Below are 26,726 nucleotides of genomic sequence, written 5' to 3'. Positions count from 1 at the left end.
GGTTTCTCAGAAGCTCTTGAAATAGTCGAACGGTTCGAGACACTCGGTGCAGCGGTAATGCGCCTTGCATGGGGTCGATCCGAACTGGCTGACGCGCTCGATCTTGCGCGAACCGCATTGCGGGCAGGAGACGTCGCGTGGCTGCAAAGCGCCGGCGCAGGCTGCAATTCCCTCGACCGGTGGCGCGATGCCATAGGCGCGCAATTTCTCGCGGCCTTCCGCGCCGATCCAGGCGGTCGTCCAGGCCGGCGAAAGCTGGCGTTTTAGCCGCAAGCTGGCGATGCCGCGCTCGCGCAAACGACGGTCGATCTCGAAATTGATGACGCCGGTTGCCGGGCAGCCGGAATAGGTCGGTGTCACCGTCACCTCGAGCGTGTCGTCCACCCAGGCGACGTCGCGAATGATGCCGAGATCGGTGAGCGAGATGACCGGGATTTCCGGGTCGGGTATTTCGGACAGCCAGGACCATATCACCGCCACGGACGGGCGGACGGCTCTGTCCATCGCATCCCTCAGCATGGGGCGAGGTGTCGGCGTGACCGGTGTCAGAAGGGGTTCAGCCATGACCGCGCCTCACCAGGCCGCGCCGGGATAGGCGCGCTGCAGATGCTGCATTTCGGCCAGGATGAAGCCTAGATGCTCGGAATGGACGCCGCGCCTGCCGCCCTTCTGTACATAGGGTTTTTCCGGCAGCTTCAGCGTTGCGTCGGCAAGCATGCGGCGGACATGCTGGTCCCATGCCGGGCGCAGCGTATCCGGCGCCGGCACGATGCCGGCCGCCGCCAGTTCTTCGTCGGCGGCATCGGCGAGGAACATCTCACCCGTATAAGGAGACAGGAAGTCCAGCGCCGACTGCATGCGGGCATGGCTTTCATCCGTGCCATCGCCGAGCCGCACCACCAGATCGGCGCTGCGCTCCAGATGATAGGCGACTTCCTTCGCGGCCTTCTCGGCAATTTCAGCGACTCTGACTTCGCGCGATTTTGACAGCGCCTTCAGCATCGGCAGGTGCCAGGCGTCGAAAAGATATTGCCGCATGATCGTGCGGCCGAAATCGCCATTCGGCTGCTCGACCAGCAACAAATTGCGGTATGCGGGAGCGTCGCGCAGATAGGCGAGATTGTCCGGCGTGCGGCCCTTGCCTTCGGCGTCGGCGGCCAGGCCAAGCCACAGCTGCGCCTGGCCGATCAGGTCCAGTGCCGTGTTGGCGAGCGCAATGTCTTCCTCCAGCGCCGGCGAATGCCCGCACCATTGCGAATTGCGATGCCCGAGGATCAGCGCCGTGTCGCCCATCGCGAGCGCGAATTCGGCTAGCGCCGGCATGTCGGTCGGCTGCATCACATATGCCCCACTTCTTCCGGCACATCGAAGAAGGTCGGGTGCCGGTAGACCTTCGAATTGGCCGGGTCGAAAAGCGGTCCCTTTTCTGACGGCGCGCTGGCGACGACGTCTGACGAGCGCACCACCCAGATGCTCACGCCCTCGTTGCGGCGGGTGTAGACGTCACGCGCATTGTGGATCGCCATTTCGGCATCCGGCGCATGCAGGCTGCCGACATGCCGGTGGTTCAGGCCGTGCTGGCCGCGGATGAAAACTTCCCACAGGGGCCATTCCTTGGACATTGGGTCACTCTTTCCTACGAGTTGCCTTTGCGCCGATCATTCGGCCGCCATTTTCGCGGCTTGCCGTCGCCGCGCCTGCTTGTCGGCATGGGCGCTCAAGCCGTCGCGGAACCATGCGCCGTCATTCCAGGCATTCTGGCGGGCAGTGAGGCGTTCGCGGTTGCAGGGACCGTTGCCGGCGATGATCTCGTAGAACTCGTTCCAGTCCGGCTCGCCGAAATCGTAGCCGCCCTTCTCGTCGTTCCAGGCGAGCTTGGGATCGGGCACCGTCAGGCCGAGATACTTCGCCTGCGGCACGGTCTGGTCGACGAATTTCTGGCGCAGCTCGTCGTTGGAGTCCTGCTTGATGTTCCAGGCCATCGATTGCGCTGAATGAACCGAGTCGCCGTCGGAGGGACCGAACATCATCAAGGACGGCCACCACCAGCGGTTCAGCGCATCCTGCGCCATTGCCTTCTGGTCGTCCGTGCCCCGGCACAGCACAGTCATGATGTCGAAGCCCTGGCGCTGATGAAAACTCTCCTCCTTGCAGATGCGCACCATGGCGCGCGCGTAGGGACCATAGGAGCAGCGCTGCAGCGGCACCTGGTTCATGATCGCAGCGCCGTCGACCAGCCAGCCTATGGCGCCGATGTCGGCCCAGGTCAGCGTCGGATAATTGAAGATCGACGAGTACTTGGCCTTGCCGGAATGCAGTTGCTCATACATTTCGTCGCGGCTGATGCCGAGCGTCTCGGCGGCGCTGTAGAGATAGAGCCCGTGGCCGGCCTCGTCCTGCACCTTGGCCAGCAGGATCGCCTTGCGCTCCAGCGTCGGCGCCCGGGTGATCCAGTTGCCTTCCGGCAGTTGCCCGACGATCTCGGAATGGGCGTGCTGGCTGATCTGGCGGATCAGCGTCTTGCGATAGGCCTCCGGCATCCATTCCTTGGGCTCAATTTTCTGGCCATCATTGACGCGTTCCTGAAAGGCGCGCTCGACCGGGTCCATCTCGTCGAGGCTGCGCACCCGGGCGGCATCGGTCTTGACCATCTGTGCATACATTGCCGTTCTCCTTCCTGGTCTGCGCGTCAGACGCGCTCGAGGATCAATGCCAGTCCCTGCCCTACCCCGACACACATCGTGCAGAGCGCATAACGCCCGCCGCTGCGCTGCAGTTGCCAGGTTGCCGTCGCCGCCAGACGGGCGCCGCTGGCACCGAGTGGATGGCCGATGGCGATCGCGCCGCCGTTCGGGTTCACATGCGAGGCGTCGTCCGGCAGGCCAAGCTCACGCAACACCGCCAGCGACTGGGCCGCAAAGGCCTCGTTGAGCTCGATCACGTCCATCTGGCCGACGGTCAGGCCGGCGCGATCCAGTACCTTGCGCATGGCAGGCACCGGGCCGATGCCCATGATACGCGGCGCCACGCCAGCGGCGGCCATGGCGATGACGCGCGCGCGGGGCGTCAGGCCGTTCGCCTTGGCCGAAGCTTCGCTGGCGATGATCAGTGCCGCGGCGCCGTCATTGACCCCCGACGCATTGCCGGCGGTCACTGAAAGATCAGGTCCGTTGACGCCCTTCAGCCTGCCGAGCTGCTCGATCGAGGCTTCGGTGCGCGGATGTTCGTCGCGGTCGACCACTACCGGATCGCCCTTTTTCTGCGGCACCGATACCGCGACCAGCTCATCGGCAAAGCGGCCCGCTGCTTGCGCCGTAGCCCAACGCTGCTGGCTGCGCAGCGCGAAAGAATCCTGATCGGTGCGCGAAATGTTGAAATCGGCGGCGACATTGTCGGCCGTCTCCGGCATCGAGTCGATGCCGTGGGATTTCTTCATCTTCGGATTGACGAAGCGCCAGCCGATTGTCGTGTCATAGACGGCATTGGCGCGCGAAAAGGCGGTGTCGGCCTTTGGCATGACGAAGGGTGCGCGCGACATGCTCTCAACACCGCCGGCAATCATTAGGCTGCAATCGCCGGCCTTGATCGAGCGCGCGGCAAGCCCGACCGCGTCGAGCCCGGAGCCGCACAGCCGGTTTATCGTCGTGCCGGGAACATTGACCGGCAGGCCCGACAGCAGCACCGCCATGCGGGCGACGTTGCGATTGTCTTCGCCGGCTTGGTTGGCGCAGCCCAGAATGACGTCATCGACCGCCGACCAGTTGACGCCGCCATTGCGTTGCATCAGAGCCGAGAGCGGGATCGCCGCCAGATCGTCCGCGCGCACGCTCGCCAACGCCCCGCCATAACGGCCGACGGGTGTGCGGACTGCATCGCAGATAAAGGCTTCGGACATCAACCACTCTCCCAAACCAATCACAGCATTATTTACCGACCGGCCGGTCATTGAATGGCATGTTTTGAGCCTAAGATCAACCGGGATGACTGAAATGGGCCGTGGGACTAAGCCGCTCGCGCGGCAATGGCGCTTGTAACAGGCGGTGCGCCTACTGATCGACCGTGGTTTTTTGTGACTCGGGGTTCCTGGCCTGACGATTGGGGTGTTCTCAATTATCAGACAGGAGGTTCCCGTGACGGAGGAAAGGACCACTCCACTGCGCGCGCGCATGATCGAAGACATGCGCATCCGTGGAATGGGCGACAAAGCCCAGGAGGCCCATATCCGGGCCATCAAAGACTTCGCCGGGTTTCTGAGGCGATCACCAGACACCGCGACACCCAACGACCTGCGCGCCTATCAGTTGCACATGACGAATGCCGGGGTGACGCCCTCGATGTTCAATGCCCGGATCGTCGCGCTGCGGTTTTTCTTCGGCGTCACCTGCGGGCGCGAAGAGATGAAGCGGCATATGCAGTTCCAGCGCAACCCGCGGAAGCTGCCTGTCGTCTTGAGCGTCGAGGAGATCGCCGAGCTGATGGCCGCGGTTCCCGGGCCCGGGCTGAAGTATCGCGCGGCGCTTGGCATCAGCTACGGTGCTGGCTTGCGGGCGTCAGAGGTCTGCAACCTCAGGGTCACCGATATCGACAGCGATCGCATGTTGATCCACGTCGAAGAGGGCAAGGGCGGCAAGGATCGCAAGGCCATGCTGTCGCCAGCCTTGTTGGATCTGCTGCGCGAGTACTGGCGCGAGGCGCGTCCGCAGGGATGGCTGTTTCCGGGCAAGCCGAAGATCAATCCGATCTCGCCGCGCCAGCTCAATCGGGCCTTCACCTCGGCCAGGCATACGGCGGGCATCGCCAAGCCGGCTACGTTGCACACCTTGCGCCACTCCTTCGCCACGCATCTCCTGGAGGCAAACACCGATGTGCGGGTGATTCAGGTTCTGCTCGGCCACGCCAAACTGAGCACGACCGCCCGCTATGCCCATGTCGCCACCAAGACGATCCGCAACATTGTTAGCCCGTTCGAGCGCCTGAAGCAGTTGCAGGATCAGACCCTCAGGCGGGTTGGAGTGAGGCACGGGCCGGGTGTCCCGGCCAAAGCTGGAGATCGCTGACATCTTCCGCGCCCATGGGCCTGCGTGGCGGCAGGCCAATGCCGGGCATGTCAGTCTGAGCCAGCTCAAGGTCATGTCGGCGATCGAGGCCTGCCGGACCGAGGTGCTCGGCGGGCATGTGGCTGCCTGCGCCAAATGCGGCCACCAGCATATCGCCTACAATTCCTGCAAAAATAGGCACTGCCCGAAGTGCCAAGGACCGGCTGCGCGCGACTGGATGGCCGCCCGTGCCGAAGACCTGCTGCCGGTCGAGTATTTCCATGTTGTCTTCACCATCCCCGCACAGATCGCGCAGATCGCCTATTGGAACAAGAAGGCGGTCTATGACCTCCTGTTCCAGGCTTCCGCGCAGACGCTGACCACCATCGCCGCAAATCCGCGCCATCTTGGCGCCCGCATCGGCATGACCAGCGTGCTGCATACCTGGGGCTCGGCGCTCACCCATCACCCGCACGTCCACATCATCGTGCCCGGCGGTGGGCTGTCGCCGGATGGCACGCGCTGGATTGGCTGCCGACCCGGCTTCTTTCTGCCCGTGAAGGTTCTGTCTCGTCTGTTCCGGCGATTATTCCTGGAAGGGCTGATAGCTCTGCATCGCGCAGGTGAACTGAGCTTCTTCGGGGATCTGACAGGATTGACAGAGGCGGACGCCTTCGGCGCCTGGCTTGCCCCCTTCCGCAAATCCGAATGGGTGGTCTACACCAAGCCTCCCTTCGGCGGGCCCGAGTCCGTGCTAGCCTATCTCAGCCGCTACACCCATCGCGTGGCCATCTCGAACAGCCGCCTGATCAGCGCCGATGCTGAGACGGTCACCTTCCGCTGGAAGGACTACCGCATCAAGACTGGCAACCGGCAAAAGGTCATGCGGCTCGCCACTGGTGAGTTCATCCGCCGTTTCCTGATCCACGTCCTGCCCGACGGATTCCACCGAATCCGCCATTACGGCCTGCTGGCCAGCGCGGGGCGCAAGGCCAATATCGCGAAGATCCGTACATTGCTTGGGGCGGAGACCGTCGTCCAGGATGAAGTGCCAAGCGCCGAGATCATCCCGCTCACGCTGACAGAGCCATGCCCAGCCTGCGGCGGCCCCATGCGCATCATCGAGATCTTCCGCCGCGGCCAGAGGCCCAGATCCCGTGCGCCACCGCGGGAGCAGGCAGCATGACGAACCGCCCCTCATATCGGCCAGGGCTGACCCGGAAAGACACGGCATTCCGGGAGGGCATCGGTTTGCACCACATAAGGCTGAGCACCGCAAAACGGTCGAAACCGTCAGGAAGGAGACCGTCAAATCTGCTGCCGATCAGGCCATCGCACGCTCTCAGGCCGGCCCGTTTGCTTCCGCCGTCAGCGCCGAACTCCTCAACACACACCCGCGGCCGCGCGCTTTCTCCATAGGTCCCGCGCGGCCCCCCGCGGCTTCCTCCTTCGGCCGTTTGTCAACGCGGGCCGCCAATGCCAGCGGCAAACGTTGCGCTGCGGCCCGCATCGAAAAACCTCCACGAAAGCTGCCCGTCTGATTCTCGGCGAAAAGTCGTCAGTAAGCAGCCATCCCGCTTAAGGTACCCGTCCGCTGGGCCGAACAATGGACCACCTAGCGAATAATCCTACACAGCAAGGATTGACAAATTATGAAACTGCATTCAGTTTCATAATTGGAACAGATGAGTGCTGCTGACAAGGCGGCCAACCATGGGGAACTGACATGAAGTCACTGATCGCACTGTCGACGGTTGCAGGTTTGACTCTCGCCTACTCGGGAACTGCCAAGGCGGAAGATGCAGCGCTTTCTGGCAAAACAGTCTGTGTGAACAGATATGCGTCAGCGCCAGTTATTGATGACATTCTAAAAGGGATGAACGACGGCCTGAAGGCTTCGGGTGGCGACAAGGTGGTTCAAAATATCCAGAACCCCGAAGCTGACGCCGCAACACAGCAAACCATAGCGCAGCAATTTGCCAATGGTGGTTGCGATCTGATTGTGGTCATCGGCACCGCAGCGGCTCAATCCATACAGCAGGCGACCAAGACTGTGCCTGTGGTATTCGTGGGAGTGTCGACACCCGTCGAGGCCGGCATTGTCCAGTCCCTTGAAAAGCCCGGCGGCAACATGACCGGAGTTTCGGATCCCCTCCCCGTCGAATCGGAAATTGACGGCATGCTGAGCATCCTGCCGACGATCGAGACAATCGGCCTCATCTACAAAGTTGGCGATCCTGCCGGCGATCCGCTGGCGGCGCGCGCTGTTGCGCATATCGAAAGCAGAGGTTTGAAGCACGTCACCGCGGGTATCGCAAATGCCGGTGAAACCACCCAGGCGGCGCAGTCGCTTGTCGGACGCGTTCAGGCGATCGAGTTCCCCTGCGACACGACAACAATCTCGGGCATGGCAGGAGCTCTCAAGGTCGCCAAGGATGCCAAGCTCCCGGTGTTCGGCTGCACGTCCGATGCGGTCAAAGGCGGTGCGGTTCTGGCGGGCAGCTATAGCTATGTGAATGTTGGAACGAGGGCGGCCGAGCTTGTGGTGGCGGTCCTAAAGGGCGCCAACCCCGCCACGACACCGGTCATCATTCCCAAGATTGCTGGCTTCGAGATCAACAAGACCGAAGCGGGCGCTTTGGGGCTCAAGATTCCCGAGGCTATGATGACCTCAGCAGTCAAAACCTACTGAGGCGGATTCGATGCTGATCGATGTGCTCGTGATCGGGGCCCAGATTGGGCTCCTCTATGGACCGTTGGCGCTGGGGATTTACCTCGCGATCAACGTGCTCAGCCTGCCGGATCTCACACTTGAAGGCTCGTTCGGCCTTGGTGGTGCGGCTGCAGCGAGCAGCCTTCTCATGGGGGTCGATCCGGTCAGCTCGCTGTTGCTTGGCATGTGTGCCGGCGCGCTCGCCGGACTTGTGACGGCGCTGCTGCACGTAATCCTTCAGATGAACGTTCTGCTCGCCGGCATTTTGATGACCACAGCGGCGTGGTCCGTTAGCATCGCCGTGATGGGCACAGGCAATGTGTCTCTGGTGCGGGTGGATACGCTGTTCACCTGGGCGGAGGATCTGGGGCTTCGCAACCAGTCCGCTTCAATCCTTGTGGCGGGCCTCGTGACGTTGATTTTTGCGACGTTCCTGATCTGGCTTCTGCACACCGGATATGGCTTGGCGACACGCGCAAGCGGGTTGAACATCCAGACCGCGCGCAGCCTCGGCATCCGCACGGAGATGCATCAGGTTCTTGGCCTGATGCTGGCCAATTCATTGGCCGCTGCATCAGGGGCACTGGTGGCGCAGAGCCAGGGTTTTATGGATGTCTCCATCCAGGGCGGCGTAATCGTCGTTGGCCTAGCGGCCCTGACGATCGGAACCAGTGTCATCCGTTCCGACAAGGTCGCCGTCGGGGTGGCTTCCGTGGTCGTCGGCGTGATCATCTATCGCTGTATCGTGGCGCTCAGCCTCAGAATGGGCATTCCGCCAAACTCGGTTCGACTGATCACGGCGCTCCTGGTGTTCGCCTTCATCGCCGCCCGGATCCACGGCAAGGGCACGCTCACGATCTCCGGATTCGAAGGCTGGCAGGCCCGCCGGCGCAAACATGTGCAATTCCTGGAGAATGATCGTGTCACCAGTCTTCTCTGAGCGACGCATTGGTGGCGCCCCACCGGCCATACGGCTTCGCCACGCGACGAAGCGCTTTGCCGGCCTTGGCAAGAAGGAAGTCTTCACGGCGCTCGATGATTTGACCCTTGATATCGAGCGCGGTTCCTACGTTGCATTGATCGGCTCGAACGGCGCTGGAAAGTCCACCCTGCTTTCAATCCTCATGGGGACACTGCTCCTTGATGAGGGGTCGCTCTCCATTGACGACGAGGACATGAGCGAGAAGCCCTCGTGGCAGCGGGCTTCAAAGATTGCGCTTGTTCGCCAGAACCCCGAGCACAACGTGCTTTCTTCGCTCAGCATCGAGGAGAATTTTGCACTGGCCGTCATGGGACGGCAGCGTGCCTTCCGCCTTCGCCGCTACGACCGCGATGGCGTGCGGTCGGCCGCCAGAAGCGCTCTGCAGCGCTTTGGCATGGGTCTGGAAGACCGGCTCGGTGAATCCACGGGCACGCTTTCGGGCGGGCAACGCCAGGCCGTGGCGATGGCAATGGCGGCGGTCCGCAATCCGCGCGTGCTGCTCCTGGACGAACACGTATCTGCGCTCGATCCCAAGCGTGCCAAAGTCGTGGCCGACGTCACCGAGGAGATCGTGCGCGCGCAAGACATCACGACGGTGATGGTCACGCATGATCTTGGTCATGCGCTCGCCCACACCGATCGGGTGCTGATGATGCATCGCGGCAAGGTGGTGATGGATCTGTCGGGCGAGAAAAAAGCAGCGCTCGACGTGGCCGAGCTTGCCCGCCAGTTCGAAAGACTGGTCGGCGAGGCGCTGCCGGACCGCACGCTGCTTGCGGCGGCTTCCTGATGAGAGACAAGATGATCAATCGCAACGCGCCAGACGCCTCGCCGGCTGGAACCTCATCGGGTCCGGGCCAGGCGGGTTCGGCAGGATCGCATCTGGCATTGGGGGATCGCTACGTCGCCGCGCTCAATGCACAGATTAAGGGCGCGGGTGGCGAAGGCAAGAGCGCGCACACGCGCAAAACTGAAGCGGGCGGCGTTCGACTGCCTGACAGAAAGCGATCTTGCCAGCCTCACCATCAGCTCGGTCACCGGCAAGGCAAAGGTCGCGTCAGGAACGTTCTACCTGCATTTCGACGGCATTCGTGACCTGGTGCTTGAAGTTTTTTCGGAGTTCGCTGCGGTCGATATTGCGCCGGCAATTCCCGAAGGCGACGAATTTGTCGACCTGTTCTCCCAGATGAAGGCGACATTCATCGAGATCGTCGGAGCGTTCCGCCGCCGCCGAATGTTCTTTCGCTCGCTGTTCCAGATGAAGCGGCAGGATGCGGAAGCCAACGCAGTCTGGTTGCAGCTGACGGCGCAGTGGGCCGAAATCCTTTCGGCCATTGCCAGGGATCATGCGAAGCAGCCGGTTCCAGCGGCGTTCGATCGGTTTATAGGACACGCAACGAGCGCGTTCGCCGATGAGATCATGACCCGCATCTATGTCGACGAGATTTTCGGGCCAGCGTTCCCAGACGATCCGCGCAATGACGAGCACGTGGCGGAGCTCCTGGCCTTCACGCGCCATCGGATGCTGTTCGGATGCGACCCCGACCCGAAGCTGCTGACGGCGAATTCCCCACTCAATGGTTTCTCTTACCCTGCCATGCGGTCCTGAAAAGACCCGTCCCGCAGGCAACAGTGCGAGGACTTTCATGACACTGCGCTATCAGCATTTCATCACGCCCGAAGGCACGAAAGAATTCCCGAAAGTCGTCCGTGGTGAGGGCGTCTATATCTGGGACAGCACCGGTCGCCGTCTGTTGGATGGATCGTCGGGTGCCATTTCTGTCAACGTCGGCCATGCCCATCCCAGGGTCCTGGAAGCGATGCGCGACCAGATGGGGCGCATCATCTATGCGCACAGCATGAGGTGGGACAACGACCCCAATGAGCGGCTGGCCGCCAGACTCGAGCGCTTGAGCAACTGGAACTATGGCGCCGCCTTCTTCGTCTCCGGCGGTTCGGAGGCCAATGAGGCCGCGATCAAATTCGCCCGTCAGGTGGCGGTGGCGCGAGGTCAGGCATCACGTTTCAAGATCATCAGCCGCATCCCTTCCTATCACGGGGCAACAACCGCGCTTCTGGGCATCACCGGTGACCCTGACTACGCGGCAGCCTACAGGCCGATGTTTGTCGACATGCCAAAGATCGACGCGCCGCTGATGTATCGGCGCCCGGCCGGCGAGAGCGAACAGGATGTCGTCGACCGTTGTGTGCGGCAGCTAGAAGAAACGATCCTTAAGGAAGGCCCCGAAACCATCCTCGCCTTCATGATCGAACCGGTCGGCGGCGTATCGACCGGAGCCCTGGTTTCCCCAGACAGCTATTCCACCCGCATCCGGGAAATATGCAACCGCTATGGCGTCATGCTGATCTACGACGAGATCATGAGCGGCGCTGGCAGGACAGGCAAGTTTCTCGCCGGTCATCATTGGCCGGATTGCCGGCCCGATATCGTCACGCTCGCAAAAGGTGTCAGCGGCTCCTACGCGCCACTCGGCGCGGTCCTGGCGTCGGCAGACATGGTGAGCGATGTGCGTCGATCGGGCGGCTTCAAGCACGGCCATACCTATTCAGCCAATCCCGTCAGTTGCGCTGCATCCGACATGGTTCTGAGGGTTGTCGAGGAAGATGGTCTTATGGAGCGGGCGCGGAATTTGGGCGCGCTGATCAAATCCCGATTGGAGGAAATCAAAGGCAAGACCGGCATCATCGGCGATATTCGCGGGCTTGGACTGCACATGGCCGTGGAGATCGTCGCGGATCAGGTAACCAAGCAACCGTTCCCGGCAGAGATGCGGGCGAGCGAGAGGATAGGAATGATCTGCCGCGACCACGGACTGCTCTTGTTCTCGCGGCGCACCGCCGGCGGCTCGTTTGGGGAATGGCTGATGGTCTGCCCTCCACTGACGATCAGCGAAGCGGAAATCGAGGAGCTGATCGAATCCCTCACCGCCGGCATTCGTGATTTCGAGAAGGAGATTTCGGCGAAGCCGGAACTGTGCGCGAGCGCCTGAGCGAAGTGGCGGCAGTGGATGCCGCAAGCAAAAGAACGGGCTGATTGGACGGTGCTCTTGGAGTGCCGAGAGGAACCGCTATGGCCAAAGCACAGATGATCGGTTGGGCTCACACCAATTTCGGCAAGTCCGCCGCCCCCGACACTGAGACATTGATGGCAGAGGTTGTTGGTCCGGCGCTCGACCATGCCGGCGTCCGAACGGCCGAAATCGATGGCATCTTCGTTGGCGTCTACAACAACGGCTTTTCGCGCCAGGATTTTCAGGCGGCACTTGTCGGTATGAGCAATGACGCGCTTGCCACGACACCTGCGGTGCGCTTCGAAAATGCCTGCGCGACGGGTTCTGCCGCGCTTTCTGGCGCACTCGATTTTGTCGAGGCCGGCCGTGGACGGATCGCTCTGGTGATCGGCGCCGAAAAGATGACTGGCCTGCCCAACAACGAGGTTGGCGATGTCCTGATGTCCGGCTGCTACCGCAAGGAAGAGGCAGACGTCGAAGGTGGTTTTGCAGGCGTATTCGCGCGCATCGCGCAGAATTATTTCCAACGCCATGGCGACAGATCGCAGGAATTGGCGATGATCGCGGCGAAGAACCATCGCAACGGCGTCGCCAATCCGGTTGCGCATATGCGCAAGGATCTGGGTTTCGACTTCTGCAATACGGTGTCGGAGCGCAACCCCTATGTCGCCGCCCCGCTACGACGAACGGATTGTTCTCTTGTCTCGGACGGTGCCGCAGCCATCGTAATTGCGGATGAGACCACGGCGGCGCAGATGTCTCGTGCGATCGCTTTTCGGAGCAGAGCTCACTCCAATGATTTCATGGCGCTGAGCCGGCGCGATCCGATCGCCTTTGAAGGCGCGAGGCGAGCATGGGCCACAGCGCTCGATACCGCGATGTTGACCATCAATGATCTCGACCTTGTCGAGACGCATGACTGCTTCACCATCGCGGAGCTGATCGAATACGAGGCCATGGGCCTGGCTTTGCCAGGCCAAGGTTTCCGCATCGTGCGCGAAGGCATTGCGGAACGTTCGGGGCGGCTGCCGGTCAATCCCTCTGGCGGCCTGAAGGCCAGAGGCCATCCACTCGGTGCGACCGGCGTCTCCATGCATGTGATGGCGGCACAGCAATTGATGAACGAGGCCGGTGGAATGCAGGTTCTTGATGCGAGCCTTGCCGGTGTCTTCAACATGGGCGGTGCCGCCGTCACCAACTACGTCTCAATCCTGGAGCGGGTTCGATGAACGGGGCGAGCGAAGGTTCAATCGAACCGGTGTCCAGGCGCGTGATGAACCTGTCGCATTTCGTCACCCAGGCGGCGCGCCGATTTCCTGAACAGATTGGATTTGTCTGGGGGGACAAAAGCTGGACATGGCGCGAGATTGATCGGCGTATCGATGCGATGTCTTTTGCCCTTGCTGAAACTTACGGGGTCAAGAAAGGCGATCGCGTTCTCGTGCAGTCGCAAAACTGCAACCAGATGTTTGAGTCCATGTTCGCCTGCTTCCGCATCGGTGCGGTCTGGGTGCCAACCAATTTCCGGCAGACACCTGAAGAGGTGGCCTATCAGGCACAGGTAAGCGGCGCCGTCGGGATGATCTGCGGCAACATGTTTGCACAGCACCAGGCTGCTTGTGCCGCCTCTTCCGCGGCTCTTGGCTTCTTCATATCCATCGGCGCCGCTGCCTTCGGTGCCGATTACGACGAGGTGGTTTCGCAGCACGACGGTAGCCGAGTCGAAACGGCAGCAGTTGAACGAGATGACCCCTGCTGGTTCCTGTTCACATCAGGCACGACAGGCCGGCCGAAGGCAGCCGTGCTGACACACGGCCAGATGGCGTTCGTCATCACCAACCATCTTTGCGATCTGATGCCGGGGACGACTGAAGACGATGCATCGCTCGTGGTAGCGCCACTGTCTCACGGCGCCGGCGTTCACCAGCTGACACAGGTGGCGCGAGGCGCCAAGACAGTGCTGCTGGCAACCGACCGCTTCGACATTGAAGCAGCGTGGGCTCTGATCGAAAAGTGGCGCATCACCAATGTCTTCACCGTCCCGACAATCCTCAAGATGCTCGTCGAGCATGCAGCCGTGGATCGGTATGACCACTCATCGCTTCGCCACGTCATCTACGCCGGAGCCCCGATGTATCGCACGGATCAAGAGCACGCCTTGACCAAGCTCGGGCCTGTTCTGGTCCAGTATTTCGGACTCGGCGAGGTGACAGGCAACATCACGGTGCTCCCGCCCAATCACCATCGAATGGGTGACGGTCCCGATGCGAGGATCGGCACTTGCGGCTTCGAGCGAACAGGCATGCAAATTGCCATCAAATCACCCGAGGGCAAGGAGCTAGAACTCGGCGAAACGGGAGAAATCTGCGTGATCGGCCCGGCCGTCTTTCCCGGCTACTTCGACAACCCGGAAGCGAATTCAAAGGCCTTCCGGAGCGGCTGGTTCCGCACCGGGGACATCGGGCACATGGATTCAGAAGGCTTTTTGTACATCACCGGCCGGCTATCGGACATGTATATTTCCGGTGGATCGAACATTTACCCGCGCGAAATCGAGGAGAAGATCCTCACCCATCCTGGCATCAGCGAGGTGGCGGTGCTCGGATTGCCAGATTCAGTCTGGGGCGAAATCGGGGTTGCCGTGTGTGTCGCAGCAACTGGCACCGACGTCGCAACGTTGGACATCGATGATTGGCTGGCCGACAAGATTGCACGTTACAAGCTGCCGAAGCGGTACCTGTTCTGGAGCGAGCTGCCAAAGTCCGGTTATGGAAAGGTTGCCAAAAAGGCGATTAGAGATTTGCTTGCCAGTCAAATCTAGTCGACGCCAACCATAAAAGGTTTCTGGCGAGAGGTCCGCGCTGATGGCGCCGGCATTCTCCTTCGGTCTCGATCCGACGGGGCTGCGGGTGCAACAAGCTGTTGCACAACTCTGCTATCCATAACGCCCATGCCTGACCCGAACTACCTCACCCCTGAAGAAGTCATCGCTCGCTATCGCGGACAGGTAAGCGAAGGGACTCTTCGCAACTGGCGTTGCATGCGGATCGGGCCATCGTTCCTCAAGATCGGCAAAGCAATCCTGGGACAATCGATCCTCGTCGTCTGCAGACCAACACACGAACTGCCGCGGGAAAAGGCGGCACCGCCAGAGTAGCAGAGGGTAGTTCAGTCGTTCCGAGGTCGTTGGCTAGATAGACAAGCGTTCGGAATCCGTGGTTGATCGGGACGTCGGAGTACTGAGCAAATGCGATCATGCCCAAGTGTGGAACATCATCAGTGGTCACTCGACACACGCCCCAGTTAACGGCCCCACCTCTTCAGCATTTGAATGCAAGCATTTGATAGATATGACGAATCTGATCCTGGTATTTTGATGCACAATGATCCCGCTGCATACCCGTCGGCATGCTGGATCACGCTGTGTCCAGCGGCAGTTGCACTGCAGTTTACAGGCAGGCGGTCCGACGCCGATGTAAGAATGGTACCCGCCAAACTACCTGGAGGCTTGGGTCCAAAAGGCCAACCACAATCGGCCGGCTGCAATGAAAGCCTTCAACGCAAGGCATGCAGATCAGATCGCCGCGCGCCGATCATGACGAGACAGTCGTCCGAGTAGGAAGTTTACGTCGGCGACGGTCTCGGAACTGAGCAACGGGCCGGGCGTACGCAAACTGCTGTGACCTATGGCCCCCCTTCGCGCAAGAATATGCTTGCGCACGGCCAAGCCGATCCATGGCTGTTGCTCGTATCGCAGCAGTGGCAGATGGGCGTCGTAAAGATCCTGAGCGGCCTCGCGGTTTTCCGCCCGATAATGTTCAACGACGTCTATCAGCATTTCGGGGAACGCGTACCCCGTCATCGCTCCGTCGGCGCCGCGTGTCATCTCGCGGTCGAGAAAAAGTCCCCCGTTCCCGCAGAGAATAGCCAACTCACGCATCTCCCCCGCCTTTTGCCAGCGCCGGAGTGCACTGAGCTTTTCGAGGCCCGGCCAATCCTCGTGCTTGAGCATCACGCAGGACGATGTTTCCTGCACAATGCGTCGGATCAATTGAGGGGACATGACCACTCCAGTAGCGGTTGGGTGGTCTTGCAAGACGAATGGGATGTCCGAACCAACGGCTTCCACAGCCTGACGCACGTAGCCCGCGATCTGCTCGTCGGTCCGCGCGCTCGGAGGCGGAGTGAACATGATCCCTGCCGCGCCCGCATCCATGGCTTCGTGTGCCAGTCGGCGCATGGCGAGTAACCCCAACGAGGATACACCGACTATTGTGGGACGGTTGCCGAGACCGGCAATTGCGCCCTTTATCACGCTGATCGCTTCCTCTGGGAGAAGCTTGTCCGCTTCCCCCAGAATCCCCAGAACAGTCAAGCCATCAACGCCGGCGGCAGCATAGAACTCGGCCATTCGCGAGATCGACGCTTCATCGAGCGCACCGTCAGGCAGGAAGGGCGTCGGAGCGATCGCGTAGACGCCCTTGGCTTCGGTGGTCAGCAACATCAAGCATCCCCGCGTTCGATAGCGCCGCGTTGGCGGAACTTGGCCTCATCATTCGTTGAAGAAGGCCGTATCAAAGATCCTCAGCGCGGGCGCGTACAGCGACACGTCACCACCGAGCGGAGCATCATTTCCTGAGCCTGGACCAAAACGACATCGCGCAGCTGGGTCCTAGAAGAGTTCGAGTCAGACGTTTGCGATATAGCCACCATCGATACGAATGCTGCTGCCGGTGATGTAGGATGCGCGGGTGCTTGCAAGGAATGCAACAGCATCTCCGTATTCCGCAGGATCGCCGTAGCGGCCAACGGGTATCGAGGCGATGCTTTCGCGGGAAATATCGTCGACGGTGCGCCCCTCGCGCGACGCCTTTTTCTCATCCAGGAAGGCAATCCGCTTTGTCGCGATGCGACCCGGCATGACAATGTTTGCCGTGATCCCGTAATGCCCCAATTCTCCGGCATGGCCTGCTGCCGGTTTTTCGGACACGAGGTTAAGCTAACATAGCTTGTTCCTCGAACTCCACGGGGCTCAGATAGCCCAGCGTCGAGTGCCTCCGCCGAGGGTTGTAGAAGCGCTCGATGTAGTCGAACACATCCGCCCTGGCGGCATCTCTCGTCCTGTAGACCTTGCGGGCCGTGCGCTCGGTTTTCAACGACGAGAAGAAGCTCTCCATAGCCGCATTGTCCCAGACGTTGCCCGACCGGCTCATCGAACACGTAATGCCATGATCGGCCATCAGGCGCTGGAACTGCTCGCTCGTGTATTGCGATCCCTGGTCGGAATGATGCAGCAGGCTGTCGGGCTTGCCCCTGCGCCAGATCGCCATGATGAGGGCGTCGGTGACGAGTTGTGCTGTCATCTCGGCCTTCATCGCCCAGCCGACGACCCGCCGGGAGAACAGGTCGACCACGGCGGCAACGTAGAGCCATCCTTCAGCGGTCCAGATATAGGTGAAGTCGGCGACCCATTTCTGGTTCGGCGCCGAGGCCTCGAAAGCGCGGTCAAGGAGGTTGTCCGAAACAACCGCTCGCTCGCCCATATCCTTCGAGAGTCCTCGGCGCCGAGGCCTGGCACGCAGACCGTTCTCCCGCATAAGCCTCTCGAGGCGATGCAGGCCGCAGGAAAGCCCCTCAGCCAGCACGTCGCGCCAGACGCGACGGGCGCCATAGGTTCGGTCGCTGCTCTTGAAGCTACGGTCGATCCGGGAAACGAGTATCTCGTCATGCCGGGAGCGAGCGCTGGGGTTACGGTTGAGCCAAGCATGGAAGCCCGAGCGAGAGACATCCAGCGCGTCGCACAGCCATGCCACCGGCCAGATGCTCCGGTGCCTCGCGATGAAAGCGAACCTCATGTCACTTCCCTCGCGAAGTAGGCTGCGGCCTTTTTTAGGATGTCGCGCTCCGCCTTCAGCTTCGCCACTTCCTTGCGCAGCCGGTCAATCTCCTGCTGCTCTGGCTTCATCTGCCCATGACCGGGAAACGCATGCTGCGGATCGGACGAGAGCTCGCGCACCCACTTGCGCAGCACATTCTCGTGGAGATCGAGGTCGCGGGCAGCCTGGGCCACCGCAACGCCCCGATCCTTGATCAATCTCACCGCCTCAAGCTTGAACTCGCGGCTGAATTTCCTTCTCTGCATTCCAACTCTCCAGTTCCGTTAAACACCTTATCTCGGTGTCCACGAAACCGGCAGCAGGCCAGAGGTGCGTCTTAGCAGCCCAACTTTCTGTCGGAACATCTGACAACTTCCGAGGCCACTGCGCTACAGAGCCGTTCGGTTGCAGGTGGATAGTGGCACTAGGAGATCTGCTCGCCTTCAACAGCCTGGGAAACTACTTGCAGGCCATGATTGCCGCGGTCCGGTGCCGTAGCACTGGATTTCGAGCATTGATAGAAAATCTCGAGAAAACGGGAATTCGGAGAAGAGCGGTTTGAAATAAATATGATCTCGCGATAGGGCTGGCCGCTTCCCAATGCAACCTTTGTAAGGTTGCCACTTAACTGCCTCAGCGGATACGAATTTGGTACCAGCGAGACACCCAGTCCCTTTTCAACTAGAGCAGCAATGGCATCGAGGCCATCCATTTCAAACCGCTCGTGAGGACTGATACCAAGTTCCGTTAAATAGCGGTCGGCGATTTGCCCGTCCCAATGGCGTCTATCATAGCGAATGAATGGTTCGTCACGAAGCAAGTCAACTCCGTCGTTGGATGCGATCGCCGCTGATTTCAGAACGATGAACTCTTCTTCGACCAGAAGCTGCCAGCTACAGGTCTTCGGTATGGTGAAATGGTGAGGCCGAATGATGATTGCGGCATCAAGCTCGCCTTCGACAACCTGCCGATAAAGAGCCTCCGAGATGCCGGGCGTCAGATGCACTGCGACACGCGGCAGTGTTCGGCAAAAATCCTCCAAGGCTGAGGGAATTATGCCGATCATCGCCGCCGAAATTGCTCCCAAGCGCAGTTCGCCAATGTTGGCGTCCTCCATTGCGACACATCGTATCTGCCGAACGGTGGAGAGTAGCTGCTGCGAGCGTTCGATTACTGAAAGGCCCGCCGAGGTAGGTTTTACGGTTTGACCAACGCGAGAAACGAGTGGCACTCCAATATCTCTCTCTAACGCTTTCAGGCGTTGAGCGAGGGCGGCTTGTGTCAAGTTCAAGCGCCGAGAAGCAGCCGCTATGGATCCGGTCTCAACCACCGCCAGAAAGCTCTCTATGAAGCGCGTGTCCATCGATACTCTCCAAGATGACATGAGTCCGGCATCTCTGCTTAGAGCCGAACCCGATGACACGGTTTTGCCCGTTGGGAACGTTGATGGCAATCGGCGCCACCATGGCCAGCCAGACTTCCGTTTGGATGATGTTATCCGAAGTAGGCATGAGGGTCGCGACAATGCGCAGAAGTAAGCTCCGGAATTCCTGCACAAGTGCCGCGGGAAAAGGCGGCACCGCCAGACTGCCTTGATGACGCCTTGCGAGCGCAATTCGTCGAGCGCCGGATAGGCGCCGTCCATGGCTTCCTTGAAGCGGCTCCTGGCATAGGGGTCCTCGCCGGGAGCGAAGTGAATGGCCTCGTCGGGATCGTGGATCGAGACCATGTCGACATAGTCGGTGTCCAGGCGCTTCAGCGTGCCTTCGAGCGAACGCATCACGGCGTCATGTGAATAGTCGAATTCGGCGCGGAATGAGCCGGGCTGGTCCCACAATGCCGGCTTCAACTCCTCGGGCGGGATCGGCACGAGGTCGTAGCCTATCTTGGACGAGATGACGATTTCGGCACGTGGCAGCGCTTTGATCGCCAGCCCGAGCCGGGTCTCGCTGACGCCAAAGCCATAGACGGGTGCGGTGTCGAAATAGCGGATGCCATTCTCATAGGCGGCATGCCCGCGCTTTGAAATCCCGGCTTCCGGTTGGACCCGCCGGCGCGAGTAAGCCAACCGATCGTCGTTCGCACCTCACGAATTCTCATAAGCGGTGGCCAGCGCGAGGTCTCGCCACCGCGCAACATCGTTGTCCACCGCGGCATGCTTTTCGGCGAACCGTTGCAGTGCATCCGCCCCTACGGGAAAGTGCACCGGTGGTACATCACTTCGCCGCGATGCTCTGGGCGGCGATGGAGGCGGAGCCTTCGGCTCCTCGGACGTCGACCATCTGATCGACACCGGCCTGAGGCAGATACCTAGACTGCCTGATCGCCAGGCTGATCGCCGATATCCGGGCTTGGCATAAAGCGCATTCGGATTGGCGCGATACCCGTCAGAAGATCGAGCAGCACTACGGCTATGACAAATATCCCGGCAACTGCCACGTCGTGCCGAACCATGCGCTAATGATCATGGCCGTCCTCTACGCGCCGCAGGATTTCCAGAAGGCGCAGATGATCGTCAACACATCGGGCTGGGACACGGATTGCAATGCCGGCAATGTCGGTTGCCTGCTCGGCATCATGAACGGGCTTGAAGGGCTGGACGAAGGCCCGGACTGGCGCGGGCCGATTGCCGACCGCCTGTTGTTCTCGTCCGCCGATGGCGGAAACTCGATCAACGACGCCGTTCGCCAGGCCTATTTCCTCACCAATCTTGGCTTGCAATTGGCTGGTAACCACAGGCTCGACGCACCTAAGACCGGCGCGCAGTTCCATTTCTCCCTTCCCGGCAGCCAGCAGGGTTTCCGACCGCAAACTGGACATGATGTCAGCCGCGCGGTGCGCGTCGGCAATGCTGAGTTCGAGGCAGTCGTGCTCTGACAATTGATTTTGAGTGAGATACACCGGCGCATCAGCTCATTGGGCGCCCTAGCAGGACCTTACGCCGCGATTGCCCACGGTGCATCACCAGACCTCAGACCTGAAGCCAGGCCTTGTCGAAATAGGTCTCTCCCGTCGGATGCATCCTGCGACCCTGCACGGCCGAAGCCGAGTGGCAAAACAGCTTGCGCCAGAACGGCTGGATGATGACGCCCGAATCCTGGAGGATCTTTTCGGCCTGGCCGATCAGCTCGCACCGCGCGGTGGGATCGGCGACCGACAACGCCTTGGTCACAAGCTCATCGAATGCCTTGTCGGAAAACGAACTCTCGTTCCACGCCTCGCCAGTTCGGTAAGCGATGGCCAGCGTCTGCACGCCCAGCGGGCGCATCGACCACACCGTCAGCGAGAATGGATATTTGGTCCAGTCGTTCCAGAACGTCGACCCTGGCAGCACCGTGCGCTTGATCTTGAAACCGGCTTCCCGCAGCTGGGCCGCAATCGCGTCGCCGGTGTTCTTGTGCCACTCCTCGTCGAGCGAGATCAGCTCATGCTCGAAATCCGCCTGGCCGGCCTCGGCCATGAGTGCCTTGGCTTGCGCAAGGTCGCGGGCGACCGGGGGCAGTTTGGCGTAGTCGGGCTGAATGGGGCAGACGTGATGATTTTCGGCGGCTGAGCCCAGCCCGGCATAGCCGAGAAGCAGCACCGCGGAATTGTCGACCGCCAGCTGCAGCGCCCGGCGCACCCGCACGTCGTCGTAGGGCTTCGCCAGCAACGACGTGCGCGCGACGATCGTCCCTGCGGTGAGAATCTCGGACTTCTGCAAGTCCATCCCATCCATCACGGCGACCATGTCGCCCGTCGTCTCATAGTTGGTATGGACTTCTTCCGCTTCGAAAGCGCTGACTATCGCCGTCGGGTCCGAGCCATAGTCGATGAACTCGACGCCATCCAGATAGGCTTCGCCGCCCCACCAGGAGCCCTTCTCGCGGCGTTTGAAGACCGCCTTCTGGCCAACGTCGTAGGAGACGAGCTCAAAAGGCCCGGTGCCGACGGGATGGGCCAGGAGATTGCCGCCGGACTTGTCGTAGTCGCGGTGCACGATCAAGGCCGGGTAATCCGAAAGGCTCGGGATGATCGAGATGTCGGAGGAAGCCAGTTGCAGCCGAACCGTATGGTCGTCCACTTTCGAGACGACGCCTTCGCGCAGCTTGCCGGTCTTCTCGTCGATCAACGCCCCCATGCGCCCGGCCATCGAATTGCCCGGGGCATTCTTTTCGCACCAGCGCGCAATGTTGAACATCACGTCGTCGGCGCTGAAATCGTCGTCATTGTTCCATGTCACGCCTTTGCGCAGATGAAGGACATAGTCGGTCGCGTCCGCATTGACCTCCCATCGCTCCAGCAACATCGGCTCGAAGGTGAAATCAGCTGTGTATTTCACCAGCGTTTCCAGGAACTGCCGCCCGGCATTGCCGAGTTCCGCCTCGTCGAATGTGCGCGGATCCTTCATTCCCTTGACCGCTGTCGCAACCTTCAGGACGCCGCCCTTCACCGGCTCCCCGGCGCGCGCCACCGTCGGCGCGGACAGGCCTATCATCGCGTAGGCCGCAGCCGTGGACATGCCGAAGGCACTGGCGATCGCCAGGAACTCACGACGGTCAAGTCGCCCGGCTTGCGTCTCGTCCGCGAAGGCCGTCACCTTCGTTCTGGTCTGGCAGTTGGTCTCTTCGCACGTCGACATGTGATGTTCTCCTCCCTTAACGCCTCTCAGGCCGAGAGCCGGTCGCAATATCCGTAGACGGACAGCCTCTCGACCCCGGTTTCCGTAATCAGCACCTGCTCCTCAAGCTTGACGCCCTCGCCACCGTCCTCGTGGCCAATGAAACTCTCGACGCAGACGGTCATGCCGGGGACAAACACCTCATTGTCGTCATTGCCGACATCGTCCCAGTCCGAGGCGTGCGCGATGATCGGGTACTCGCCGGTCATGCCGCAGCCATGCAGAACGGAGAGGTAGCGGTGCTTCTGGTAAGCGCCAGGGATCAGCCAGGCGCTCTCCGCGAACTCCCGGAAACCGAGCCCCGGGCGCAGCAGGCTGACATTCTTCTCGATCTGCTCCTGAGCCAGCCCATAAAGCGTCCGCTGCGCGGCGGAAGCCCTGCCGTCGCCGGTCAGGAAGGTGCGCGAGAAATCGCTGTAGTAGCCGTAGCAGCCGACCGCGTCGGTATCGAAAGCGACGAGGTCGCCGGCCTGGATGATCTTGTCCGAGGTCTCCTGGAACCAGGGGTTGGTGTGTGCGCCGGAGGTCAGAAGCCGCGTCTCGATATAGTCGCCGCCGCCGGCGATCAGCTTGCGGTGCAGCACCGACCAGAGCTCGTTCTCGGTGACGCCGGGAACCAGCGCCGCCTCCATTTCGCGCACTGCAGCCTCGGTAAGGCGCAAGGAGGCGCGGATCATGTCGACTTCGCCGGGAACCTTGAGGCCCCGCGCCTTTTCCACCGGGATCTGGGCATCGATGATGTCGAAACCTGCCGCGGCGAGCGCTAGCATCGCTCCGGTCGTCGTCGCCTCGACGCCGATGCGGCGGCCGTTGACGCCATGCCTGGCGACCAGCTCCTCGATGTCGGCGACGAATTCTCTGATGTGACCGACATGTTTGTGGCCGGAGTGCAGCGGCATGATCGGCCGCGCCGGCCGGATCTCGTCGACGGTGGGGCGGTTCTCGGCCAGATGCTCGCAGGCGCGGTACTCGAACAGAACCACCGGTCCAACCACGGGGATGAACACATAGCGCGCCGGATTGCGCGCCGAGTAGACCTGCATGTTGCGCACACCGGTGGCGTAGCGGATGTTCACGGGATCGAAGAGCAGCACTGCCGAGAGATTGTGGGCGGCGGCCTGCTGGCGAACGCGGTCGAGCCGAAGCATCTCGACGCTGCGCACGGTGTCCAGCGACAGCGTGGCGTATCGCTCGGCAGCGTCGTGTACGAGGCTAGACATGAAAAATGCTTCCCTCCCGGAGGGCGCAAACTGCGTCCGCCGTTAATTTGGTCGAATGACTTGATGCGGTGTCCGGGATGCCGGGCCCAACGCGAGGCGTTGCGGCCAGGCAAAATTGCGCTCGGGGCAGCGCGAATTCCAATTGATTATTCCTCGGCAAATCATTCTAAATTCTCATATGACCTACCTTGACCGCAGACATTACCAGTTGCTAATCGCCGTGCGCCGCCACGGCCAGCTCAGCGCCGCCGCAACATCTCTGGGCCTAACGCAGCCGGCCGCCAGCCATCAGGTCCGGGAGGCCGAGCGCCGGCTCGGCATTCGTCTTTTCGACCGGGTGGGTCGAGGGATCCGATTGACGGAAGCAGCCGAGCGGCTGCTGGAAGCCGCTGTCTATGCCGAAGATACGCTGAAGACCGCGGAAGCCGACGCCATTCAGCTGCATCGCGGCACATCGCCGGTGTTACGGATAGCCGTCGGCCACTACGATCATGTCCACTGGCTGCCAGCAGTCGCTGCCGCCATGAGCAAAGAGCAAGGCGCCCCCAAGCTTGAGCTTGTCAGGCTGGCAAACCACGATCTGCAATCGGCTGTTGTCACCGGAAGCGCCGACTTGTTTCTGTCGCCGGGCAGCCCGGAACTGGAAAGCCTGCCGTCAATACCGCTGTTCGACGACAGGCTGGTGGGCGTCGTGCCACTTTCGGATCAGACTGATGCACCTCTGTCGGCCGATTTCTTCAAGAAGCAACGCTACTTGGCCTTCTCATATCATCCGGCACATGGCTTCGAATACGAGCGGTTCTTCAGCCCGGCGGGCGTCTGGCCGAAAGAGATTGTTCGCATCGAGTCGACCAGTGCGATCATCGAACTGGTTGCCGCAGGTTTCGGGGCAAGCATTCTGCCTGCTTGGTGTGTCACGCAAGATGCGGCGCTACGGCGGGTCGCGCTCACCGATCTGGCCCCCGAGGCGCTACAGGTCACGTGGCATGTTTTCGGCAGGTCGAAACTCATGGAGGGCAATGTGAGCATCCTGAACACGCTCGCCTCGGCCATCAGGTCATTCAGGCATCCGTGAATTGCCAACAACGTGCCGGCGGACCTTCGTGTTGCTACTCCGGCACTGTCGCGCAGTGCGTGGGACTTTCAACAATATCTATCCACCCTGCGAGAGGCGCCATGCCTATTTCGCCTCAAGAATTGTCATAAGCGGTGGCCAGCGCGAGGTCTCGCCACCGCGCAACATCGTTGTCCACCGCGGCATGCTTTTCGGCGAACCGTTGCAGTGCATCCGCCCCTACGGGAAAGTGCACCGGTGGCGCATCACTTTCAGCGAGCATTACCAGCGCCTTGGCGAGTTTTTCCGGATCCCCCTGTTGCTTGTGGTTGGCGCTGGCCATGAAGCCCTTCATCGTCGCGGACGCCTCCGCATAGTCGCTGATGACCACGTCGCCAAATCGCACCGAGCTTGCGTCGGCGAAGTCGGTCCGAAAAACACCAGGCTCGACAACCGTGACTTTTATCCCAAACGGCGCGACCTCCAGAGCCAATGCTTCCGAGAAGCCAGATACCGCAAACTTTGACGCGACATAGATTGAAAGGCGCGGACGACCTATGTACCCGACGACCGACGAGATGTTGAATATCCGCCCCGCACGTTGACGTCGCATGATCGGAAGAACGGCGCGTGTCACGCCGAAAAGTCCAAAGACGTTGGTCTTGAACTGATCGTCTACATCGCGAACACTGACCTCTTCAAAAGCGCCAATCTGGCCGTAGCCAGCGTTGTTGACCAGGACATCGATCCGTCCAAAGCAGGCCTCTGCCTCCTTGACCGCTGCAGCAACCTCGGCTTCGTCGTTGACATCCATCCGAAGGAGCAACAGGTTTTCCAACGCCTTCCCCAGCGATGTCTCCAGTGCCTTCGTATTGCGGCCAGTAGCGACGATTCGGTCGCCGGCTGCCATGGCCGCTCGCGCGATGGACGCGCCGAGCCCGCGGGTCGCGCCTGTGATAAACCAAACCTTGCCGCTCGTCATTTCATCCTCACCACAGGTTGCGGTTCATTGAGGCGCTCGCGTCACTTATTGACGTGCACCAGTTAAGCTGGGAAGTTGTGTGGCGTCAGCGAAGTTGCCTGAAACGCAAAGCAGTCCTCTTCCCGGCAGCTAAGCTTCAGCTGCCGGCCAATCGGCGATATCTCTTGATTTGTTGCCGGGAGTTTTACGAGAACGCTCCTGTCGGCATCAAGCTTTCCTGTCACGCGTATGTGGTCGCCGAGATAGACCAGCTCATCCACGGTCACCTCGAACATATTCGGGCGCCCATCTTCCGCAGCCATCTGCAGGGATTCCGGCCTTACGACAAATCGCACCCGCGTCCCCGGATCGATCGATCCTTCGCATCTGGCACGAACGACCTTGCCTTCGCCAAGCTTGACCAGGCAGGAGTTCTTTTCCGAGCTCAATACATGGCCCCAGAACATGTTGTTGTCGCCAACGAACCCAGCGACGAATTCATTGCCAGGTTCGCTGTAGATCTGTCTGGGGCTGCCAACCTGCTGAACCTCGCCCTTGTCAAAGACCACAATGCGATCGGAAAGGGTGAGTGCTTCGTCCTGGTCGTGCGTGACGAACACGAACGTCATTCCCAGGGTCTTGTGAAGTCTTTTGATCTCCAGCTGCATCTGCTGGCGCAGGTTTTTGTCCAATGCGCTCAGTGGCTCATCGAGCAATACGAGATCGGGCTTGTAGACAAGGGCCCTGGCAAGCGCGACCCGTTGCTGCTGCCCACCGGAGAGCTGTGACGGGAGCCGATCGCCGAGGGTTCCCAACTCCACCATATCGAGGGCCTCACGCACCATCCGCGGGATCTCTACTCGAGGAAATCCATGGTGACGAAGTGGGAATGCGAGATTCTGATAGACATTCAGATGCGGAAACAACGCGTAGCTTTGAAAGACGACGCCAATCTTGCGCCGGTATGGGGGTACGTGATTGAGCAACTGACCATTCATGAAAATATCGCCTGACGTGGGCGATTGGAAGCCGGCCAGCATCATCAGGCAGGTCGTCTTTCCCGAGCCGGAAGGGCCAAGAAACGTCAGGAATTCGCCTCTATCGATGTCGATGTCGAGCCCTTTGACGACATCCAGCGACTTGCCATAGCGTTTGCTCACGTTGCGGAACTGGACGATCGTATCCGTCATGA

The 26,726-nt window shown here is 60.8% G+C and carries 24 protein-coding genes and 2 pseudogenes; 12 read left to right on the top strand and 14 right to left on the bottom strand.

Translation table 11 applies throughout. The features are described from left to right. Window positions 1–6 precede the first annotated feature (6 nt). From paaD to pcaF, 5 genes are all read right to left on the bottom strand, one after another. Complete coding sequence (paaD, locus tag ACVDG8_RS33975; protein WP_447257167.1) at window positions 7–504, bottom strand: 1,2-phenylacetyl-CoA epoxidase subunit PaaD; 498 nt, start codon at window positions 502–504, stop codon at window positions 7–9. A 69-nt stretch (window positions 505–573) separates the two neighbouring features. Beyond that, window positions 574–1,338, bottom strand: a complete 765-nt coding sequence (gene paaC, locus ACVDG8_RS33970) for a 1,2-phenylacetyl-CoA epoxidase subunit PaaC (protein WP_447252372.1) — start codon at window positions 1,336–1,338, stop codon at window positions 574–576. After that, on the bottom strand, window positions 1,338–1,622 hold the full coding sequence (gene paaB / locus ACVDG8_RS33965) for a 1,2-phenylacetyl-CoA epoxidase subunit PaaB (RefSeq protein ID WP_447252371.1): 285 nt from the start codon (window positions 1,620–1,622) through the stop codon (window positions 1,338–1,340). Before paaB ends, paaC begins: the two co-directional genes overlap by 1 nt. A gap of 36 nt (window positions 1,623–1,658) precedes the next feature. After that, window positions 1,659–2,663 (bottom strand): 1,2-phenylacetyl-CoA epoxidase subunit PaaA, encoded by a 1,005-nt coding sequence (gene paaA, locus ACVDG8_RS33960; RefSeq protein ID WP_447252370.1) that lies wholly within the window; start codon window positions 2,661–2,663, stop codon window positions 1,659–1,661. A 26-nt stretch (window positions 2,664–2,689) separates the two neighbouring features. Continuing rightward, window positions 2,690–3,895, bottom strand: coding sequence for a 3-oxoadipyl-CoA thiolase (gene pcaF, locus ACVDG8_RS33955; protein WP_447252369.1), 1,206 nt, complete (start codon window positions 3,893–3,895; stop codon window positions 2,690–2,692). A 235-nt stretch (window positions 3,896–4,130) separates the two neighbouring features. Between pcaF and ACVDG8_RS33950 the strand changes: the two genes are divergently transcribed. From ACVDG8_RS33950 to ACVDG8_RS33925, 6 genes and pseudogenes are all read left to right on the top strand, one after another. Beyond that, window positions 4,131–5,057, top strand: a complete 927-nt coding sequence (locus ACVDG8_RS33950; protein ID WP_455707409.1) for a tyrosine-type recombinase/integrase — start codon at window positions 4,131–4,133, stop codon at window positions 5,055–5,057. Continuing rightward, the gene (locus tag ACVDG8_RS33945) at window positions 5,029–6,222 is read left to right on the top strand and encodes an IS91 family transposase (protein ID WP_447252368.1); all 1,194 of its coding nucleotides are present in this window, start codon (window positions 5,029–5,031) and stop codon (window positions 6,220–6,222) included. The genes ACVDG8_RS33950 and ACVDG8_RS33945 overlap by 29 nt, the downstream gene beginning before the upstream one ends. Window positions 6,223–6,762: 540 nt before the next feature. Beyond that, window positions 6,763–7,728, top strand: a complete 966-nt coding sequence (locus ACVDG8_RS33940; RefSeq protein WP_447252367.1) for an ABC transporter substrate-binding protein — start codon at window positions 6,763–6,765, stop codon at window positions 7,726–7,728. A 10-nt stretch (window positions 7,729–7,738) separates the two neighbouring features. Further along, window positions 7,739–8,689, top strand: coding sequence for an ABC transporter permease (locus ACVDG8_RS33935; protein ID WP_447252366.1), 951 nt, complete (start codon window positions 7,739–7,741; stop codon window positions 8,687–8,689). Continuing rightward, window positions 8,664–9,521, top strand: coding sequence for an ABC transporter ATP-binding protein (locus tag ACVDG8_RS33930; protein WP_455707408.1), 858 nt, complete (start codon window positions 8,664–8,666; stop codon window positions 9,519–9,521). The genes ACVDG8_RS33935 and ACVDG8_RS33930 overlap by 26 nt, the downstream gene beginning before the upstream one ends. Before the next feature lie 126 nt (window positions 9,522–9,647). Next, window positions 9,648–9,782: pseudogene (locus tag ACVDG8_RS33925) on the top strand (hypothetical protein); the annotation flags it as partial. A 6-nt stretch (window positions 9,783–9,788) separates the two neighbouring features. On the opposite strand, the gene ACVDG8_RS33920 reads toward ACVDG8_RS33925, so the two are convergent. Beyond that, window positions 9,789–10,379 carry a hypothetical protein gene (locus tag ACVDG8_RS33920; protein WP_455707890.1) on the bottom strand — a complete coding sequence of 197 codons (591 nt, stop codon included), beginning with the start codon at window positions 10,377–10,379 and terminating at the stop codon, window positions 9,789–9,791. Here ACVDG8_RS33920 and ACVDG8_RS33915 point away from each other — a divergent pair. The 4 genes from ACVDG8_RS33915 to ACVDG8_RS33900 all read left to right on the top strand — a co-directional run bounded on the left by ACVDG8_RS33915 (window position 10,309) and on the right by ACVDG8_RS33900 (window position 14,920). Beyond that, on the top strand, window positions 10,309–11,742 hold the full coding sequence (locus ACVDG8_RS33915) for an aminotransferase family protein (RefSeq protein WP_455707407.1): 1,434 nt from the start codon (window positions 10,309–10,311) through the stop codon (window positions 11,740–11,742). The two genes, ACVDG8_RS33920 and ACVDG8_RS33915, sit on opposite strands and share 71 nt — an antisense overlap. A gap of 80 nt (window positions 11,743–11,822) precedes the next feature. Then, window positions 11,823–12,992: an acetyl-CoA acetyltransferase gene (locus ACVDG8_RS33910; RefSeq protein WP_447252362.1), complete on the top strand. Its 1,170-nt coding sequence runs from the start codon at window positions 11,823–11,825 to the stop codon at window positions 12,990–12,992. Beyond that, complete coding sequence (locus tag ACVDG8_RS33905; RefSeq protein ID WP_447252361.1) at window positions 12,989–14,584, top strand: acyl-CoA synthetase; 1,596 nt, start codon at window positions 12,989–12,991, stop codon at window positions 14,582–14,584. Before ACVDG8_RS33910 ends, ACVDG8_RS33905 begins: the two co-directional genes overlap by 4 nt. 129 nt (window positions 14,585–14,713) lie before the next feature. Further along, on the top strand, window positions 14,714–14,920 hold the full coding sequence (locus tag ACVDG8_RS33900; RefSeq protein ID WP_447252360.1) for a DNA-binding protein: 207 nt from the start codon (window positions 14,714–14,716) through the stop codon (window positions 14,918–14,920). Between the two features lie 417 nt (window positions 14,921–15,337). Here ACVDG8_RS33900 and ACVDG8_RS33895 read toward each other — a convergent pair whose 3' ends face one another. The 4 genes and pseudogenes from ACVDG8_RS33895 to ACVDG8_RS33880 form a co-directional block, all read right to left on the bottom strand. Then, window positions 15,338–16,267: a dihydrodipicolinate synthase family protein gene (locus tag ACVDG8_RS33895; RefSeq protein WP_455707406.1), complete on the bottom strand. Its 930-nt coding sequence runs from the start codon at window positions 16,265–16,267 to the stop codon at window positions 15,338–15,340. Between the two features lie 183 nt (window positions 16,268–16,450). Next, a pseudogene (locus ACVDG8_RS33890) lies at window positions 16,451–16,726 on the bottom strand (SDR family oxidoreductase); the annotation flags it as partial. A 31-nt stretch (window positions 16,727–16,757) separates the two neighbouring features. Further along, window positions 16,758–17,905, bottom strand: a protein-coding gene (locus ACVDG8_RS33885) for an IS3 family transposase (protein WP_455707405.1) whose coding sequence is annotated in 2 segments (ribosomal slippage) — window positions 16,758–17,656 and window positions 17,656–17,905 — 1,149 coding nt in all. Because the reading frame shifts where the segments join, the coding sequence is not laid out codon by codon here. A gap of 158 nt (window positions 17,906–18,063) precedes the next feature. Continuing rightward, window positions 18,064–19,707 (bottom strand): aldo/keto reductase, encoded by a 1,644-nt coding sequence (locus tag ACVDG8_RS33880; RefSeq protein WP_447252358.1) that lies wholly within the window; start codon window positions 19,705–19,707, stop codon window positions 18,064–18,066. A gap of 251 nt (window positions 19,708–19,958) precedes the next feature. On the opposite strand from ACVDG8_RS33880, the gene ACVDG8_RS33875 reads away from it, so the two are divergent. Continuing rightward, a complete protein-coding gene (locus ACVDG8_RS33875; RefSeq protein ID WP_447257166.1) occupies window positions 19,959–20,516 on the top strand; it encodes an ADP-ribosylglycohydrolase family protein in 558 nt (185 codons plus the stop codon). A gap of 94 nt (window positions 20,517–20,610) precedes the next feature. On the opposite strand, the gene ACVDG8_RS33870 is transcribed toward ACVDG8_RS33875, so the two are convergent. Together ACVDG8_RS33870 and ACVDG8_RS33865 are read right to left on the bottom strand one after the other, a co-directional pair. Continuing rightward, window positions 20,611–22,260: an ABC transporter substrate-binding protein gene (locus ACVDG8_RS33870; RefSeq protein WP_447252357.1), complete on the bottom strand. Its 1,650-nt coding sequence runs from the start codon at window positions 22,258–22,260 to the stop codon at window positions 20,611–20,613. Between the two features lie 26 nt (window positions 22,261–22,286). Then, a complete protein-coding gene (locus tag ACVDG8_RS33865; protein ID WP_447252356.1) occupies window positions 22,287–23,519 on the bottom strand; it encodes a M24 family metallopeptidase in 1,233 nt (410 codons plus the stop codon). Between the two features lie 178 nt (window positions 23,520–23,697). On the opposite strand from ACVDG8_RS33865, the gene ACVDG8_RS33860 reads away from it, so the two are divergent. Beyond that, the gene (locus ACVDG8_RS33860) at window positions 23,698–24,594 is read left to right on the top strand and encodes a LysR family transcriptional regulator (RefSeq protein WP_447252355.1); all 897 of its coding nucleotides are present in this window, start codon (window positions 23,698–23,700) and stop codon (window positions 24,592–24,594) included. 115 nt (window positions 24,595–24,709) lie between these two features. Here ACVDG8_RS33860 and ACVDG8_RS33855 read toward each other — a convergent pair whose 3' ends face one another. Both ACVDG8_RS33855 and ACVDG8_RS33850 read right to left on the bottom strand, forming a co-directional pair. Continuing rightward, window positions 24,710–25,555 (bottom strand): SDR family oxidoreductase, encoded by an 846-nt coding sequence (locus tag ACVDG8_RS33855; protein ID WP_447252354.1) that lies wholly within the window; start codon window positions 25,553–25,555, stop codon window positions 24,710–24,712. Window positions 25,556–25,617: 62 nt separating this feature from the next. After that, complete coding sequence (locus ACVDG8_RS33850) at window positions 25,618–26,724, bottom strand: ABC transporter ATP-binding protein (RefSeq protein ID WP_447252353.1); 1,107 nt, start codon at window positions 26,722–26,724, stop codon at window positions 25,618–25,620. Between the last annotated feature and the right edge of the window lie 2 nt (window positions 26,725–26,726).

Source organism: Mesorhizobium sp. ORM8.1 (assembly GCF_053005525.2).
Note: the sequence above shows the minus strand (reverse complement) of the source record. Positions and strands in the feature narration are given on the sequence as shown.